Annotated in this window: 14 protein-coding genes and 1 riboswitch; of the genes, 8 read left to right on the top strand and 6 right to left on the bottom strand. The window is 67.9% G+C overall.

Annotation, left to right across the window (positions count from 1 at the left end; translation table 11 throughout):
* Window positions 1-14: 14 nt before the first annotated feature.
* A complete protein-coding gene (locus C1A30_RS09945; protein ID WP_101948088.1) occupies window positions 15-677 on the top strand; it encodes a DUF3060 domain-containing protein in 663 nt (220 codons plus the stop codon).
* On the opposite strand, the gene C1A30_RS09940 is transcribed toward C1A30_RS09945, so the two are convergent.
* Together C1A30_RS09940 and C1A30_RS09935 are read right to left on the bottom strand one after the other, a co-directional pair.
* On the bottom strand, window positions 643-1,023 hold the full coding sequence (locus tag C1A30_RS09940) for a hypothetical protein (RefSeq protein WP_101948087.1): 381 nt from the start codon (window positions 1,021-1,023) through the stop codon (window positions 643-645). The two genes, C1A30_RS09945 and C1A30_RS09940, sit on opposite strands and share 35 nt — an antisense overlap.
* A 29-nt stretch (window positions 1,024-1,052) precedes the next feature.
* Window positions 1,053-1,164: riboswitch (SAM riboswitch) on the bottom strand.
* A gap of 11 nt (window positions 1,165-1,175) precedes the next feature.
* Window positions 1,176-2,342, bottom strand: coding sequence for a zinc-binding dehydrogenase (locus C1A30_RS09935; protein ID WP_101948086.1), 1,167 nt, complete (start codon window positions 2,340-2,342; stop codon window positions 1,176-1,178).
* A 66-nt stretch (window positions 2,343-2,408) separates the two neighbouring features.
* Here C1A30_RS09935 and C1A30_RS09930 point away from each other — a divergent pair, with 66 nt between their 5' ends.
* The 5 genes from C1A30_RS09930 (at window position 2,409) to recD (ending at window position 11,766) form a co-directional block, all read left to right on the top strand.
* Window positions 2,409-3,047 carry a hypothetical protein gene (locus C1A30_RS09930; RefSeq protein ID WP_142392579.1) on the top strand — a complete coding sequence of 213 codons (639 nt, stop codon included), beginning with the start codon at window positions 2,409-2,411 and terminating at the stop codon, window positions 3,045-3,047.
* Window positions 3,048-3,119: 72 nt separating this feature from the next.
* Window positions 3,120-3,737: an HD domain-containing protein gene (locus C1A30_RS09925; RefSeq protein ID WP_101950102.1), complete on the top strand. Its 618-nt coding sequence runs from the start codon at window positions 3,120-3,122 to the stop codon at window positions 3,735-3,737.
* 6 nt (window positions 3,738-3,743) lie between these two features.
* Window positions 3,744-6,974: an exodeoxyribonuclease V subunit gamma gene (gene recC / locus C1A30_RS09920; RefSeq protein ID WP_101948084.1), complete on the top strand. Its 3,231-nt coding sequence runs from the start codon at window positions 3,744-3,746 to the stop codon at window positions 6,972-6,974.
* The gene (recB, locus tag C1A30_RS09915; protein WP_101950101.1) at window positions 6,971-10,153 is read left to right on the top strand and encodes an exodeoxyribonuclease V subunit beta; all 3,183 of its coding nucleotides are present in this window, start codon (window positions 6,971-6,973) and stop codon (window positions 10,151-10,153) included. The genes recC and recB overlap by 4 nt, the downstream gene beginning before the upstream one ends.
* Entirely contained in the window at window positions 10,150-11,766 is a 1,617-nt protein-coding gene (gene recD / locus C1A30_RS09910) for an exodeoxyribonuclease V subunit alpha (protein WP_101948083.1), read from the top strand. Before recB ends, recD begins: the two co-directional genes overlap by 4 nt.
* Here the strand turns inward: recD and C1A30_RS09905 are convergent.
* Window positions 11,750-12,061 (bottom strand): hypothetical protein, encoded by a 312-nt coding sequence (locus C1A30_RS09905; RefSeq protein WP_101948082.1) that lies wholly within the window; start codon window positions 12,059-12,061, stop codon window positions 11,750-11,752. The two genes, recD and C1A30_RS09905, sit on opposite strands and share 17 nt — an antisense overlap.
* Before the next feature lie 336 nt (window positions 12,062-12,397).
* On the opposite strand from C1A30_RS09905, the gene C1A30_RS09900 reads away from it, so the two are divergent.
* Window positions 12,398-14,032 (top strand): fatty acyl-AMP ligase, encoded by a 1,635-nt coding sequence (locus C1A30_RS09900; RefSeq protein WP_101948081.1) that lies wholly within the window; start codon window positions 12,398-12,400, stop codon window positions 14,030-14,032.
* Between the two features lie 5 nt (window positions 14,033-14,037).
* Here the strand turns inward: C1A30_RS09900 and C1A30_RS09895 are convergent, their stop codons facing one another.
* Entirely contained in the window at window positions 14,038-15,309 is a 1,272-nt protein-coding gene (locus C1A30_RS09895; protein WP_101948080.1) for an Ig-like domain-containing protein, read from the bottom strand.
* 124 nt (window positions 15,310-15,433) lie between these two features.
* A complete protein-coding gene (gene cynS / locus C1A30_RS09890; RefSeq protein ID WP_200828229.1) occupies window positions 15,434-15,907 on the bottom strand; it encodes a cyanase in 474 nt (157 codons plus the stop codon).
* A 42-nt stretch (window positions 15,908-15,949) separates the two neighbouring features.
* On the opposite strand from cynS, the gene C1A30_RS09885 reads away from it, so the two are divergent.
* Window positions 15,950-16,390, top strand: coding sequence for an MOSC domain-containing protein (locus tag C1A30_RS09885; protein ID WP_101948079.1), 441 nt, complete (start codon window positions 15,950-15,952; stop codon window positions 16,388-16,390).
* On the opposite strand, the gene C1A30_RS09880 is transcribed toward C1A30_RS09885, so the two are convergent.
* Window positions 16,378-17,148, bottom strand: a complete 771-nt coding sequence (locus C1A30_RS09880; protein ID WP_101948078.1) for a triacylglycerol lipase — start codon at window positions 17,146-17,148, stop codon at window positions 16,378-16,380. The genes C1A30_RS09885 and C1A30_RS09880 overlap by 13 nt on opposite strands.
* Window positions 17,149-17,154 lie beyond the last annotated feature (6 nt).

Below are 17,154 nucleotides of genomic sequence, written 5' to 3'. Positions count from 1 at the left end.
GGCACCATCTGCGCATGGAGCCACAGGACGATCCCGAGGCTCGGATCAGGGCACTCGAGCAACCGCTCGCCGATACCGCGCGGGCGACGGAGTTGGGCACGACGGGGTACACCGCGCCCAACGAGGGCTACCTGCCACCGCCGCTGCCGCCGATGCCGCCGCAGGCGCAGGGGCCGTATCAGCAGCCCGGCTACGGCGCGCCGTGGTCGCCGCCCCCGCGGAGGCCGTCGGCAGGTATCCCGTGGATCGTGTTCGGGGTCGCGGCCGTGGTGTTCATGATCATCGCGGGCGGCGTCGGATGGTTCATCGTGCAGAAGTCGACGAGTTCGATCCCGAGTTTCCCCGGTGTCACGATCCCGAGCATCGACGTGCCGTCGGCACCGAACATGCCTTCGCGTCCGACCGCGGCGCCGCCCGGTGAGCAACTCAGCGTCTCAGGCATGGGCGAGAACAAGACGCTGGAATGCAACGACAACCCGGTGACCGTCAGCGGTATGGGCAACACCGTGACGATCACCGGCCACTGCACGACGCTCACGGTGTCCGGGATGCAGAACAAGGTCACGCTCGACTCGTCCGACAAGATCACCGCGTCGGGCGTCAACAACGTGGTGACCTACCACTCCGGTTCGCCGGACGTACTCAACAGCGGCGCCAACCAGGTCCAACAAGGCTGACCTCGGCTGCGCAGTCGGTGCATTCGTCCGGATGGGCGAGGGTGAAGGTGGTCCGCTCGTCGGCCAGGGCGGCGCCAGGTACGAGCAGCACCTGCCATTCGGGCGACCACTCGGCGCGACCGTCGGTGCTCGCCAATGCGTAGGCGACGTCGTCGGGGCGGTGGTGCCAAAGGATTTCGGCGGTGTCGAGGTGCACCAGGCCGCCGCGCACCTGGGCCGTGACGGGGATGGTGACGGCGGAGCGGGCGACAGCCATGAAGTAGCGGCCGATGTCGATGTGGTGGCCGGCATCCGAGGATGCGCACAGGGGGTCAGCGACGAACGAGCGGAAGAAGTGCTTGCGCATGCGGCTCCCTTGTCGGGGCCTCCGCGGTGGAGGCGCTCTTGCCTGCACCGGTCGGTGCGGGCCGCTTCGTCATCCGAGCCACCCACGAGCGTGGGGTTGGCGTGCCGTCAAGTCGGAGCTTGGCGACGGCAACTCGTGAAGCTGGGATCAGTCTAGGGGGTTGGCACGGTGGCGTCGATCTTGGGATCGATGAGGATCTTCGCGTGCGCCTCGGGATCTTTGAGAGCCTCGAACGCGTTGGCGACGCCGCCGAGACCGACGGTCCCGGTGATGAGCGGGCTGACGTCGACTTTGCCGTCGGCGAGCATGTGCAGGGTGTCGCGGAATTCGATTGGCGTGTAACCGAGTACGAACCGCAGATCGATTTCCTTGTTGATCGCCATCGATGGCCTGACCTTGTCGGCGCCCATGCAGACACCGACCACCACGACCCGGGAGAACAACGGCGCGCTGGTGATGATCTGTTCGATGATGCCGGGCACGCCAACGCATTCGAAGACCACCGGGTGCTTGGGGGTGGTGGCACCGACGGCGTCGGCGGCGCGCCAGACATGCCACCACGGCAACCGCGCCTTCTGCAGCTTCTCGATCGTGCCGATCGCGAGATCGAAAGCGTCGAGCGGGGTTTCGAGGTGACCGTGGCCTGCAGCGGCCGCGTAGGGCGACTCCTTGGCTGGGTCGACGACGACGTCGGCGCCGCATCTGGTGGCCAGCGCCCTGCGTCCCGGCGAGTAGTCGCTGGCGATGACGGTGCGCACACCGTGGGCCTTGAGCATCAGGATGACCGCCAGGCCGATCGGGCCGCAGCCGATGACGATGCCGACCTGACCCTTGCCGATGTCGGATCGGCGCACGGCGTGCCAGCCGACGGCCATCGGCTCCGTGAGGGCGGCATGCGCGATGGACAGGCCGTTGGGGACGGGCAGCGCCACAGACTGCTCGACGACCAACTGTTCGGCGTACGCGCCGGGCGCCTTGGCGGACAGCCCGATGGCGTGCACCTCCTCGCCGCGGCGGATGAGCGGGAGCGCGACGACCGGCGTGCCCGCCTTCAGGATCTTGCGGGTTTTCGGGCCGTGGTCGAGCACTTCGCCCGCGAACTCGTGGCCGAACACGACGGACTGGTTCGACCGCATGAAGTCGGGGTAGCCGGTCTCGTCCATGACGTCGGCGAGCTCGTCGCAGTGGTTGCGGGCGTGCAGGTCTGAGCCGCAGATGCCGCAACGCAGGACGTCGAGCAGCAGCTGGCCCTTCGCGGGGATCGGGCTCGGCGTCTCGACGACGTCGAGCTTGGCGTCGGTACAGGTGACCGCCTTCATGGGGCGAGCCTATTAATTCGCGTTGATTCACACGCCGAATGCGCCATCCTGGATGTGGAGGCTCTGGTGTTACGGTCGGCGGTCTTCACACTCGCAGGGGTTCTCGCGTTGCAGATCCCCCAGGCCGACGCGGCCCCTGGGGCGACGGTCACCATCACGGTCGCGGCCGTCTCGGCGAACGGCGAACCAGCCAACGGGTATCAGGTGGTGAATCGGCAGAGCTCGCCGAATCTATGGGCGTGCCCAGCGCCGTCGCCGGCGGCGGTGGGGGCCAATATCTACTCGTGCGAGCCCGCGCAGGCGGCGGCCGAAGTCTGTTGGCCCGCGTCGGCGTTTGTGCTGTGCCTCGCCGACCCCTGGAGCAAGGGGCTGCGGCGGTTCGCAAAGCCGGGTGCGCTGCCCGCAGTGGACCCGCCGCCGGTGCCCATGCCGTTCGCGATGCAGCTGGAGGACGGGACGCGGTGCATCCTGCCGAACGGAATCGATTGGGGCGCAAGGGCCGACGACATGGTACCGGTGTACGGATGCAATCCCGGCAAGACGTCGATGGGGGTTCTGGTGGCGGCGGGCGCGGATCCGGTGTCGGCCATCGATCGGTCTGGGCCGGTGTGGATCGTGCGCGTGGGCGAACTGGGCCCGCGGGATACGCCGTTCGAGCCGCCGCGGCGGCGCGCGGTCACGACGGCGTGGTTCGCGGGGAACTGAGGCGCGAAGGCCGGCAAAACTTTCCGGTCACCCCCACCGGCTATGGTCAAGCTGAAAGGGGAAGAATCGACATTGACTGAGCAAACTGCCACACCGAAGCTGACCGATCAGTTCTCCAAGGCGCTCGTCTACGCCGAGCACAAACACCACAGCCAGGTCCGCAAGGGCGGCGACATCCCGTACATCGGCCATCTGCTGAGCGTCGCCTCCCTGGTGCTCAACGACGGCGGCTCCGAAACACAAGCCATCGCGGCGCTGCTGCACGACACGGTCGAGGACCAGGGCGGTCCCCCGACCCTCGAGGAGATCCGCAGCGCCTTCGGAGACGACGTGGCCCGCATCGTCGACGAGTGCAGCGACACCGACGAAGAGCCGAAGCCCCCGTGGCTCGACCGCAAGCGCGCCTACATCGCCCACCTCGCCGACGTCGGCCACGACACCCTTCTGGTCTCCGTCGCCGACAAGCTCGACAACGCGCGGTCCATGCTGCGCGACTACCACGAGCACGGACCGGCGCTGTGGGAACGCTTCAACCGCAAGAACCCGCACGACCACCTCTGGTACTACACCGAGTTGCTCGCCGCGTACCGCAACCGCGGCCTCGACAGCTGGATGGTCAACGAACTCGGCCGTGTCGTCGACGAGTTGAAGCGTCTTGTCGAAGGCGACAGCGGAGTCGTCCTAGTGTGATCGTCGATGGGTCTGCATCTGCACCGCGCTGAGCGCACCGATCTCCTCGCCGACGGCCTCAGCCAGCTGCTGGCCACTCCCCTGGCCGACCCGTTCGCCGAAGAGCTGATCATCGTGCCCGCCAAGGGCGTCGAACGCTGGCTCAGTCAGCGGCTGTCCGACGTCCTCGGTGTCTGCGCGGGCATCTCGTTCCGCAACCCGCACTCGCTGATCGCCGAAATCACCGGCACCGTCGACGACGACCCCTGGGCCCCCGACGCCATGGTCTGGCCGCTGCTCGACGTCATCGACGCCAGCTGCACCGAAGCCTGGTGCAAGCCGCTGGCCACCCACCTCGGCCACTTCGAAGCAGGTGAGGAGAAGGAGCTCCGCCAGGGCCGTCGCTACGCGGTGGCACGTCGGCTCGCAGGCCTGTTCGCCTCCTACGCCAGGCAGCGTCCGCGGCTGCTCATCGACTGGGAACAGGGCAACACCGGCGACGTCGACCCCGACCTGGCATGGCAGCCGCCGCTGTGGCGGGCGCTGCTCGACAAGGTCGACGCCGAAGCACCACACCACCGGCACGCGAAAACTCTGAAAAGACTTGAAGGTTCGCCGCTCGACCTACCCGAGCGGCTGTCACTGTTCGGGCACACCCGGCTGCCGTCCACCGAGGTCGAACTGCTCACCGCGCTGGCCACTCATCACGACCTGCATCTGTGGTTGCCGCATCCCAGCGACGACCTCTGGCAGCGGCTCACCGACCAGCACGGCCCGATCCCCCGCCGTGACGACACCAGCCACCGCCAGGTCGACCATCCGCTGCTGGCCACCCTCGGCCGCGACCTTCGCGAACTGCAACGCAGCCTGCCTGCCGCCCCGCAGACCGACGAATATCTGGGCAGCGCAAGCCATCCCGACACCCTGCTCGGCTGGTTACAGTCCGATATCGCCGCCAACACCGTCCGCGCCGAGCGCCGCACCCTGCGCGCCGACGACCGCTCCGTCCAGGTGCACAGCTGCCACGGACCGGCCCGCCAGATCGACGTGCTGCGCGAGGTGCTGCTCGGCCTGCTCGCCGACGACCCCACCCTGGAACCGCGCGACATCCTGGTGATGTGCCCCGACATCGAGACCTACGCGCCGTTGATCAACGCCGACTTCGGGCTCGGCGACGTCGTACGCGGTGCGCACCCGGCGCATCGGCTCAGGGTGCGCCTCGCCGACCGCTCACTGATCCAGACCAACCCGCTGCTCGGTGTCGCCAGTCAACTGCTCACCCTGGCGGGTAGCCGCGTCACCGCCAGCGAGGTGCTCAACCTCGCGCAGACCGCGCCCGTGCGCGCCCGATTCGGCTTCACTGCCGACGATCTCGAGAGCATCACCCGCTGGGTCAGGCAGGCCAACATCCGGTGGGGCTTCGACCAGGAGCACCGCAAGCCGTTCGGTGTCGACTTCGTCCACAACACGTGGCGATTCGGCATCGACCGCGTTCTCGCGGGTGTCGCGCTGTCGGATGACTCGCACGCCTGGATCTCCTCGACGCTGCCGCTCGACGACGTCAGCAGCAACCGTGTCGAGCTCGCCGGCCAGCTTGCCGAGTACGTCCACCGCCTGCAGCTCACCGTCGACTCATTGAACGGCGCACGGCCACTGCATGATTGGCTGACCGCGCTGGCCGACGGCATCACCTCGCTGACCAAGGTCGATGACAATGACGCCTGGCAGACCAGCCAGATGCAACGCGAATTCGCCGACGTGCTCGAAACGGCGGGCCCGCGCAAGGACACGGTCATGCGACTGCCCGACATCCGGGCGCTGCTCGACCGACACCTCGCAGGCAGGCCGACGCGGGCCAACTTCCGCACCGGCACGCTTACCGTGTGCACCATGGTGCCGATGCGCTCGGTGCCGCACCGCGTGGTGTGCCTGGTCGGACTCGACGACGGCGTCTTCCCCCGGCTTGGCATCGTCGACGGCGACGACGTGCTGGCCCGCGACCCGATGACCGGGGAACGCGACATCCGTTCCGAGGACCGTCAACTGCTGCTCGACGCGATCGGCGCGGCCACCGAGAACCTCGTCATCACCTATACCGGCGCCAACGAGTTCTCCGGGCAGGACCGGCCGCCCTCGGTACCGCTCGCCGAACTGCTCGACACCCTGGACCTCACCACCGGCGAGAAGATCCGCAACCGCATCGTCGTCAAACATCCGTTGCAGCCCTTCGACATTCGCAATGTCATCCCCGGCAAGCTGATACCCGGCGAACCGTTCACCTTCGACCCGACCGTGCAGCGGGCCGCGATCGCCAGCACCGGCCATCGCACCGCGCAACCGCCGTTCATCTCCGGCCCGCTGCCGCCGGTGCCCGCCGACGACGTCGTGCTCGAGGACCTGATCGCGTTCTACCGGGATCCGGTGAAGGGCTTCTTCCGCGCACTCGACTACACGCTGCCCTGGGATGTGGACGGGGTCGAGGACGCGATGCCCGTCGACATCAACGCCCTCGAGGAGTGGACCGTCGGTGACCGCATGCTGCACGACATGCTCCGCGGCATGTCGGCGAAACAGGCGCGGCAGGCCGAATGGTGCCGCGGCACACTGCCTCCCGGCCAGCTCGGCTGGCGCAAAGCACAAGAGATCACCAAGCAGGCCGCGCAACTCGCCGAGCGTGCACTGCGCTACCGCACTACCGAGCCGCGGGCGTACGACATCGACGTCGACCTCGGCGCAGGCAGGCGGTTGACCGGCACGGTGTCGCCGGTGTTCGGTGATCGGCTGGTGTCGGTGACGTACTCGAAATTGGACGGCAAGCACCTGTTGGCGTCGTGGATTCCGTTGCTGGCCTTGTACGCCCACGATTCTGCGCGGGATTGGCTGGCGATCTGCATCGGCAGGGCGAAGAAGCGTGACATGCTGCGCACCGAAGGGATCGGCCGCCCGGAAGTCGATGCGGCGGTCCTGCTGCGCGACCTCGTCGCGGTCTACGACGCCGGCCGTCGCGAGCCGATCCCGTTGCCCATCAAGACGTCCTACGCCTGGGCCGCGGCACGGCACTGCGGCGACAGCCCCGAAGGCGAGGCACGCTACCGGTGGAAATCCGGTGACCGCTACCCCGGCGAAGACGCCGAACCCGCGCACGTGCGGGCGTGGGGCGAACGGGCCGATCTGTCGATCCTGATCGACAAGGGCCTCGGCGACTACGCCGAACGGGTGTGGCTGCCGATGCTGCGCGCGGGAAGGCAGGCCGAATGATTCCGCCGTTCAGCTTGCAGGACCCACTGCCCGCACCGAACTCGACGACGGTGCTGGAGGCCAGCGCAGGCACCGGAAAGACGTTCACGCTCGCGGGCCTGGTCACTCGGTATGTCGCCGAGGGCGCCGCGACGCTCGACCAGATGCTGCTCATCACCTTCGGCCGTGCCGCCAGCCAGGAGCTGCGGGACCGGGTTCGCGCCCAACTGGTCGACGCCGCAGCCACGGAGCAACAACCGGACCGCCGCCGCAGACTGCGCGACGCGTTGGCCGGTTTCGATGCCGCGACGATCGCCACCACACATCAGTTCTGCCAACTCGTGCTGAAGTCACTCGGCGTGGCAGGTGACGGCGACACCGGCGTCACCCTGGTGGAGAGCCTCGACGACCTGATCACCGAGATCGTCGATGATCTGTATCTGGCTCACTTCGGGCACGAGCGCGACGATCCCGTCCTCACCTACAAGGATGCCCTGCGGTTGGCGCGCGAGGTGGTCAACCATCCGGCGACGCAACTGCGGCCGCTCGACCCGGAACCGGACTCCCGGGCCCAGGTATGCGTCTCATTCGCCAAAGACGTTGCCGCCGAACTGGAAATCCGCAAGCGGCGCCTCGGCATCCTCGGCTACGACGACCTGCTGACCCGCCTGGCCGACGCGTTGAAGGCCGACGACTCCCCCGCGCGCATCCGGATGCACCTGCGGTGGCCGATCGTCATGGTCGACGAGTTCCAGGACACCGACCCCGTCCAGTGGCAGGTCATCGATCGCGCGTTCAGCGGCCGCTCGACCGTCATCCTCATCGGCGATCCGAAACAAGCCATCTACGCGTTCCGCGGCGGCGACATCGTCACCTATCTGACAGCGGCCGAGACCGCAGGCGACAAAAAGACACTGGGCACCAACTGGCGCAGCGACGGCGACCTCGTCGACAGGCTGCAGAAGGTGCTGCTCGGCGCCGAACTCGGTGACCCGCGCATCGTGGTGCACGAGGTCGATGCCCATCACCGCGGCAGCCGACTCGCGGGCGCGCCGAACTGTGATCCGTTCCGGCTGCGCGTGGTCAAGCGAACGACGTTCGGCCGCAGGGGAATCGACAATCTCGCGATCGACGACCTGCGGGCACACATCAGCCGGGACTTGGCCGCCGACATTCGTGCGCTGCTGGCCAGCGACGCGACCTTCGACGGCAGAAAGCTGGCAGCAGGCGACGTCGCGGTGATTGTGGAAAGCCACAAGGACGCCCGCGTCTGTCATCGAGCCCTGCTCGACGCCGGGGTGCCGTCGGTGTACACCGGCGACTCCGATGTGTTCGGGTCGCAGGCCGCGGCGGACTGGCTGGCGTTGTTGGAAGCGTTCGATCAGCCGCATCGCTCCGGTGTGGTGCGCGCCGCGGCGGCGACGATGTTCTTCGGCGAGACCGCGGAAACCCTTGCCGCGGGCGGTGATCAGCTGACCGACCGGATCGCCGAGACCCTGCGCGAGTGGGCCAGCCATGCGCGCGAGCGCGGCGTCGCCGCGATCTACGAGGCCGCGCAACTGAACGGCATGGGTGACCGCGTGCTGTCGTGGGAGGACGGCGAGCGCCACATGACCGACCTGGCGCACATGACACAACTGCTTCAGGACGCCGCGCACCGCGAGCATTACCACCTGCCCGCCCTTCGCGACTGGCTGAGGACACAACGCGAAGAGCGAAGCGCCGTCACCGAACGCAACCGCCGACTGGACAGCGACGCGGCGGCCGTGCAGATCATGACGGTGTGGGTGAGCAAGGGCCTGCAGTTCCCCGTCGTGTATCTGCCGTTCAACTTCTACCGCAACGTCTCCGACCACGAACTGGTGCTCTACCACGAGGGCGAGACCCGCTGCCTGCACGTCGGCGGCAAGGACAGCGCCGACTACGACGAGGTCGCCGCGCAGGGCCGCAAAGAAGACGCCAGCGACGACAGTCGACTGACGTATGTCGCGATGACCCGTGCGCAATCACAGGTGGTGGCGTGGTGGTCGCCCGCGTGGGCCGAACCCAACGGCGGACTGTCCCGGCTCTTGCGCGGACGCGAGCCCGGTGAGCCGTCGGTTCCGGATCGCTGTGTGCCGGCGAAGGTCTCGGACGACGAGGCCATGACACGGCTGCAGAAGTGGGCGGCCGCCGACGCGCTGGTGATCGAGGAATCGGTGGTGGCCGACGCCGCCCCGGTCGCCCGGCCCGGTGCGGACGTCGCGTTCGAGGTCCGCCACTTCCACCGCACCATCGACACCTCGTGGCGGCGCACGTCGTACTCGGGTCTGATCCGGGCCGCGGAGACGCCAGGGGTGTCGAGTGAGCCGGAAATCGTCGAGTTGGACGACGAGGTGGCCGAGATCCCGGTGCTGGCGCGGGCGTCCGGGCCCGACGTGCCGTCGCCGATGGCGAATCTGCCGACGGGCGCGAAGTTCGGCACGCTGGTGCACGCGGTGTTGGAGACGGCCGACCCGTTCGCGACCGACCTGGCCGCGGAGTTGCGGGCGCAGATCGAGAAGCACGCGGTGTGGTGGCCGGTGGATGTCGAGGCGTCGGAGTTGGCGGCGGCGATGGTGCCGATGCACGACACCCCGCTCGGCCCGTTGGCCGACGGCCTGACATTGCGTCAGATCGGTCTTCGCGACCGCTTGCGGGAGATGGACTTCGAATTCCCGTTGGCCGGGGGGTATCTGCGGGACGCAGGCGAGTTACTTCGCGAGCACCTGCCGAAAGGCGATCCGCTGGCGTCGTATGCCGACCGGCTCACCGGAGCGGCGCTGGGTGGGCAGACGCTGCGCGGCTATCTGAGCGGTTCGGTTGACGCGGTGCTGCGGGTCGGGGGCCGGTATGTGGTGGTCGACTACAAGACGAACTGGCTCGGCGACGCCGATCGCCCGCTGACGTCCGCGGACTACGACAGGGCCCGGATGACCGAGGCGATGCTGCATTCCGACTACCCGCTGCAGGCGCTGCTGTATTCGGTGGTGCTGCACAGGTTTCTGCGGTGGCGGCTGCCCGAATACGACCCGCAGACCCATCTCGGCGGGGTGATGTATCTGTTCGTGCGGGGCATGTGCGGCGCGTCGACGCCGGTGGTCGACGGGCATCCGGCGGGCGTGTTCAGTTGGCAGCCGCCCGCATCGTTGGTCCTCGCGGTCTCGGAGCTGGTCGCATGACCGTCGAACTCGCGATCAACGACGTCTTCGAACCGGCGGATGTGCATGTGGCGCAGCGGCTGACCGCGCTGGCCAAGGAACCCGACGAGCGGGTGGCGCTGGCGGTCGCCTACGTGGTGCGGGCATTGCGCGGCGGATCGGTGTGCGTCGACCTGAAGTCCGACGAGATGGCCGACCTCGCCGAGGCGGTACGGGTGAGCCCGCTGCTGGCCGACCCGCCGATTCTGCGGCTGAACGGCGACCTGCTGTACCTGGACAGGTACTGGCTCGAGGAGCAACAGGTGTGCGACGACATCCTCGCGATGGTCACGCCACGACCCGCCGAGCCGACGCCCGACATCGACCGGCTCTTCCCGGCGGGCTTCGAAGAGCAGCAGGCTGCGGCGAAACTCGCGCTGTCGCAAGGCCTGACGGTGTTGACCGGCGGTCCCGGCACGGGCAAGACGACGACGGTGGCGCGGTTGTTGGCGTTACTCGCCAGCGGTAAGCGGCTGCGCATAGCGCTGGCGGCGCCGACCGGCAAGGCGGCCGCCCGGCTGCAGGAGGCGGTGCAGCTGGAGGTCGGCAAGCTGTCGTCGTCTGACCAGCAGGCGTTGAGCGGCCTGCACGCGACCACGCTGCATCGACTCCTGGGCAGCAGGCCGGACACGTCGGCGCGGTTCCGGCATCACCGCGGCAATCGGTTGCCGCACGACGTGATCGTGGTGGACGAGACGTCGATGGTGTCGTTGACGATGATGGCCCGGCTGCTGGAGGCGGTGCGGCCGGACTCCCGGCTGTTGTTGGTCGGCGACCCCGACCAGCTGGCCTCGGTGGAAGCCGGTGCAGTGCTGGCGGATCTCGTCGACGGGCTGGGTGAGGCGCAGATCGCGGCGCTGAAGACGTCGCATCGGTTCGGGGAGTCGATCGGCGCGCTGGCCGCAGCGATCCGGGACGGCGATGCGGACGCGGCCATCGAGGTGCTGCGGGCCGGCGGCGAGCACATCGAATGGGTCGACGCAGACAACCCGCGCGACAAGCTACGCAAAGTGCTTGTGCCGCACGCGGTTGCGCTGCGGACCGCGGCGATCCTCGGCGACCAGAACGCCGCGCTGAAGATCCTCGACGAGCACCGACTGCTGTGCGCACACCGGCGCGGGCCGTTCGGCGTCGCGTACTGGAACCGGCAGGTCGAGCGGTGGCTGACCGAGGAAACCGGCGAACCGATCTGGTCGGCGTGGTACGCGGGTCGCCCGGTGTTGGTGACGGCCAACGACTATGGGCTCGGCTTGTACAACGGGGACACCGGCGTGACCGTGGTGCGTGACGAGATGCTGCGGGCGGTCATCGGCGATGCGTCGTTTGCGACCAGTCGACTCGCCGATGTGGAGACCATGCACGCCATGACCATCCACAAGTCGCAAGGCAGTCAGGCTGACGAGGTGACAGTGCTGCTACCGCAAGAGGATTCACGGCTGCTGACGCGGGAGCTGTTCTACACGGCGGTGACTCGCGCCAAGGAACGCGTCCGCGTGGTGGGCGCGGAAGCTGCGGTGCGGGCGGCCATCGAGCGGCGGGCGCTGCGCGCGTCGGGGCTGGCGCAGCGGCTGCGCGCGGTTAGACGCAGCCGCTGACGCTGATCCGCCGCCCGAAGTTGGCGCAGACGTTGACGTTGGGCGGCGGAGGTGGCGGCGATGGCGGCGGTGCGGTTTCGAAGTCCTCAGGTAACGGTGCGTACTCGGCGGGCGGCGGCGCCCACTGCGCGATGGCGTCGGCGACGCTGCCGCAGGCGTTGACCGACACATGGCGGCCACCGACCGACCCGCAGACGTCGGCGTCCGCCGTCGCCGGCTCGGCGACCGCCGACAGCCCGATCATCACCGCGCACATCCCGACTAGAGTGAGGCCGCGGGCACCGAATCCGTTCATGGCCTCGATTCTGGCAGGCGCCTGAACAGCGCATCCCCGAATTCCGACAAAGTGGCCCCGAGCTGGGCAGTTCAGGATGTGAACCGCGGGCGGCAGGCGAATTTTCGGCCACAATTCGGACAATCCGCACTCACACCGGCGCGCTGCGATATCCAATCAGGTATGCCGTCTGTACAGTCGGTGCGTCTGGCGAATAACTCGCCGCCCCAGCCGGGGTGGCGGGTCTTACTGGGGTGAACAACGCGGAGTCGAGGAACTCCACAGGCATCGTCGAACCCAGCGGCTTCCGAAATACCAACCCACTACGCGTATCGCGCGCAGGCAAAGGGAATTCGCGTGAGTCGATTTACCGAAACGATGTACCGCAATGCACAGCGGAGCCTCAAGGGCATGGTCACCGGGGAACCACACACCCCTGTTCGACATTCGTGGGCCGAGGTACATGACCAAGCCCGCTGCGTCGCAGGAGGATTGGCCGCCGCAGGCATCGGACGCGGTGACGCCGTAGCCGTCTTGGCAGGAGCGCCGGTCGAGATCGCCCCGACTGCCCAGGGCATCTGGATGCGCGGTGCCAGCGTCACCATGCTGCATCAGCCGACGCCACGCACCGATCTGGTCCGCTGGGCCAAGGAAACAGCCGACGTCATCGACATGATCACGGCCAAGGCTGTCGTCGTCTCAGATCCATTCATGGCCGCCGCGCCCGTGCTGTGCGGGCTTGGCATGACGGTGCTGACCGCCGAGTCCCTGCTCGCGAGCGCGCCGATCACACCGGTCGACACCGACGACGACGACGTGGCCTTGATGCAGTTGACCTCGGGCTCAACAGGATCCCCGAAGGCCGTTCAGATCACGCACGCCAACATCGTCGCCAACGCGGAGGCGATGATGGCCGGCTGTGATTTCGACCCCGACCGTGATGTGATCGTCAGCTGGCTGCCCTGCTTCCACGACATGGGTATGACGGGTTACCTGACGGTGCCGATGTATGTCGGCGCCGAGCTCGTCAAGATCACGCCGATGGATTTCCTGCGCGATACGTTGTTGTGGGCCAGGCTGATTGACAAGTACAAGGGCACGATGACGGCCGCGCCGAACTTCGCCTACAACATGTTCGCGAACCGATTGCGCAAGCAAGCCACCGTCGGCGACTTCGACCTGTCTTCGCTGCGATGGGCACTTTCGGGTGCGGAACAAGTCGATCCAGTCGATGTGGAAGATTTGTGCACCGCCGGAGCACCGTTCGGACTCAAGCCCGAAGCCATCATCCCCGCCTACGGAATGGCCGAGACGACGGTGGCCGTGTCATTCTCCGAGTGCGGAGGCGGCATGGTCGTCGACGAGGTCGACGCCAACCTGTTGGCGGTGCTGCATCGCGCGATCCCGGTGACCGGCGGTCACACCCGGCGCCTCGTCACGCTGGGCCGGCCACTGCAGGGCTTGGAGGTCAGGGTCGTCGACGAGTACGGCGCGGCATTACCCGCGCGGGGTGTCGGCGTCATCGAAGTCCGTGGCGAACCGGTGACCAGGGGTTACACCACCATGGGCGGGTTCATCTCGGCGCAGGACGAGCGCGGCTGGTATGACACCGGTGACCTGGGCTACCTCACCGAAACCGGCAGCGTCGTCGTCTGCGGCCGGGTCAAAGACGTCATCATCATGGCCGGGCGCAACATCTTCCCGACCGACATCGAACGCGCCGCGGGCCGCGTCAAGGGCGTACGGCCGGGGTGCGCGGTCGCAGTACGGCTGGACGCGGGACTGTCGCGGGAGACGTTCGCCGTCGCGGTGGAATGCAAGGAGTTCGCGGACAAACAGCAGGTGCGCCGGGTGGAGCGGCAGGTCGCGCACGAGGTGTTCGCCGAAGTCGACGTGCGCCCACGCAACGTCGTCGTGCTCGAGCCAGGGATGATCCCCAAGACCCCGTCGGGGAAGCTGCGGCGCGCGCACGCGCTGTCGCTCGTGACGTAGGAAGCTCAGGAAGCCAGCGCGCTGCCCTTACGCCACTGGTCCCACGGCACTGTCCAGTCGCCGTTGTCCCCCAGCTTCAGCGGCGGGCCGCCGGTGTTGCGGACCTCGACGATGTCGCCGGGGACCGAGAAGTCGTAGAACCATGCCGCGTTGTCGCCGTTGAGGTTCAGGCAGCCGTGGCTGGTGTCGGTGTTGCCCTGCGCCCACACCGTCGAATCCAGCTGGTGCAGGTAGATGCCGTCGATGCTGATCCGGGTGGCGTACTTGATGGTCTCGCGGTACCCGAGCCGCGAGTTGATCGGCAACCCGAACGTCGACGAGTCCATGATCACCGGGTTGGCCTTGTCCAGCACCGTGTAGACCCCCGGCGGTGTCCAGAAGCTCAACGTGGTGTTGCCGAAGGTCTCGGTGCCACCCATGCCCATCGACGTCGGCATGGTGCGGACCAGCTTGCCGTTGTCGTAGACGCTCACCTGTTTGGTGTTGTCGTCGGCGATCGACACGTGCGAGTCGCCGATCCGGAACGAAACATGTTCGTCCTCTTGGCCATACAGCCCGTCACCCACCGGGGTGCCATAGAGATTGGCCGTCACGTCGACGGTAGTGCCTGGCGCGTAATACTTCTCGGGCCGCCAGTGCGCGGTCTGGTCGTCGATCCAGTTCCACGACCCGGTCACCGGCGGGTTCGTCGTGACCACGAGATGGCGTTCGGCGCTGGCCTTGTTCTCGATGGGCTCGTCGAACTTCGCGACGACCACCATGCCGACGCCGTACGTCGCGCCGTCCTGGATCAGCCCGCCTGCTGTGGTCTCGAGGTACACCTCGGTCTGGTTGCCGGGTGTCAGCGTGCTGAAGCTGGACGTCTCGCGGGTCGGCATCCCGTTCGGTCCGCGGGCCGAGATCGTCAGGGTGTAGTCGCGGCCGTAGCCGAGCTGGGTCGTCGGTTTCCACACCGTCCCGTCCGGGGTGAGCACGCCGGGAATCACCTTGCCCGAGTCGCTGCGCATCTCGACGGCGGTGATCGTCCCCGACGTGGCGGTGACCAGGACCGGTCCCGACGGGCTGACGTGGTCCGCGCCCGACGACGGCGCCACCCACACCGCGGCGGGCTGCGGCGGCGCCGGCTGCGTCGCGGCGTGCGCGACGGGAGTGCCGGTCACCGCGCAACGGTTGCCGCAGGCGGGAGTCGTAGACACCACCACACCGCCGAGCACAGCGAGGACCGCGAGCACAACCGCCAGGCAGGCTCCCTGGACACGGCGAGTAGACGTCAACAGTTCTCCGTTGGGGTCGGCGAGGGCCGGGACGGCTCAATATTAGACAGAGCGCGGTGAGATCGGCGCAACTAGGTTGAGCCGCACTGATTCGTAACGGTCTTGTTGTGTGGGCGAATTCAGCGCTTCACCCCGCCGTGTCCGCGGCCACCCAGTCATACGGTAGGAACTTCCCGTCGAAGGTGACGACGACGCGGTCGCCAGAGGGGTGCGGCTTCTTCTCGACGTTCACGCTGAAGTTGATCGCGCTCATGATGCCGTCGCCGAACTGCTCGTGGACCAGTTCCTTGATCGCGGGGCCGTAGACCTGCAGGGCTTCGTAGAAGCGGTAGATAGTCGGATCGGTCGGCACCGCGGTGGGCAGGCCGCCGCGCATCGGCACGGCCGCGAGCACGGGCACCGCCGACTCGTCGAGGCCGAGGAGGTCGACCAGGGTGCGGCCATTCTCCGGCGGGATCGGATGCTGGCCGAGCAATGCCGCGGTGGTCCAGACGACCGGCTTACCAATGGCGTCCGCCAGCTGCTGCCAGGTCAGCCCTTTGGCGAGCCGGGCGGCGATGACTTGTTGGGTGATCTCGTCTCGAGTCATGCCGTCAATCATCGGCCCACCGGCAGGCATGTGCTACGTCGGTACCCTGGCTTCATGCAGGTGAGCGCCATCCATATCGCGCCGGGCAGCCGGCTTCCGGTGCGGGCGGTCGACGAGGTGACGGCGGAAGAGGGCAGAGGCCTGGTCGGCGACCGCTATCACGGCACCCGGCACCGGCACGTCACCATTCAGTCGCAGGAGATGCTCGACAAGGCGGCGGCCGAACTGGGTCACGGGTTCGACGCCGGTGCGACCCGCCGCAACATCACGGTGGACGCGGGTGAGATCCCGACGAAGCCGGGCACGCGGCTGTCGATCGGCGACGTGGAACTGGAGGTGGTGCGGGTGTCGGCGCCATGCCGACTGCTCGACGACTTCATCGGACCCGGTGCCGCGGCGGCGCTGCGACGCCGGGCCGGCTCGGCATGCCGGGTGCTGCGTTCGGGCACCATCCGGGTCGGCGACGCCGTGCTGATCGACTGTCAGCCCGCGTAGGGCCGCCACTGCCCCTCCGGCTGCGCCAGCCGGTCGGCGATCACACCCAGCGTCTCGACGTTGTGCCCGTAGCCGAGGTGGCTGCAGTGCACTTCGACGTTCTCGGTCTGTGCCGACGGTCGGCTCAAGCAGCACTGCCACGCCACGATGCCGTCGGATCTGCTGTAGATGCACGTGGTGGGAACGGGCAGAGGCTCTTCACGGGCGATCCGGGCCGCATCTGAAACCACTTGCCGCGCTTGTGTTTTGCGGTTGAGGATCCGCCACATCCGCCAGGCGTGGGTGGCCTGCTGGTTGCCGCGGATCGGCGAACCGAGCGTGATCACCATCCGCACGTCGTCGGGCTGGGCCCTGGCCAGCTCGCGGGCGTAGATGCCGCCCGCGCTCCAGCCGACGATGCTGACCTTGCGGCCGTCGTTGCGCGCCCGGATGTCGTCCAGCCGGGCAGGCAACTGCTTGAGCATGCCCGGCCGGACGCCCAAATTGGTGCCGAGCCGCCAGTCGTAGGAGCGGTACCCGAGCCTGCGCAGCACGTTCCGCAGGAACTGCGTCGACCCCGCGCCCGCGAGAAACCCGGGCAGCACCAGGACCGGATGCCCGTCGCCGGCCGGCCACGCCGACATCTGACGCACCGCCCGCCGCGCCGCCACATACTCGCCTACTGTGCGCCACTCTCTGGCCAGCAGCCGGTAGTCCGGTGGCAGCGCGGCGTCGGCGTCGGGAAGGTCAGTGCCGTTGTGGCGCATCGAATCCGACATCAGAGG

The sequence above is a fragment of the Mycobacterium sp. 3519A genome (genome assembly GCF_900240945.1).
Taxonomy (GTDB): Bacteria; Actinomycetota; Actinomycetes; order Mycobacteriales; family Mycobacteriaceae; genus Mycobacterium.
Note: the sequence above shows the minus strand (reverse complement) of the source record. Positions and strands in the feature narration are given on the sequence as shown.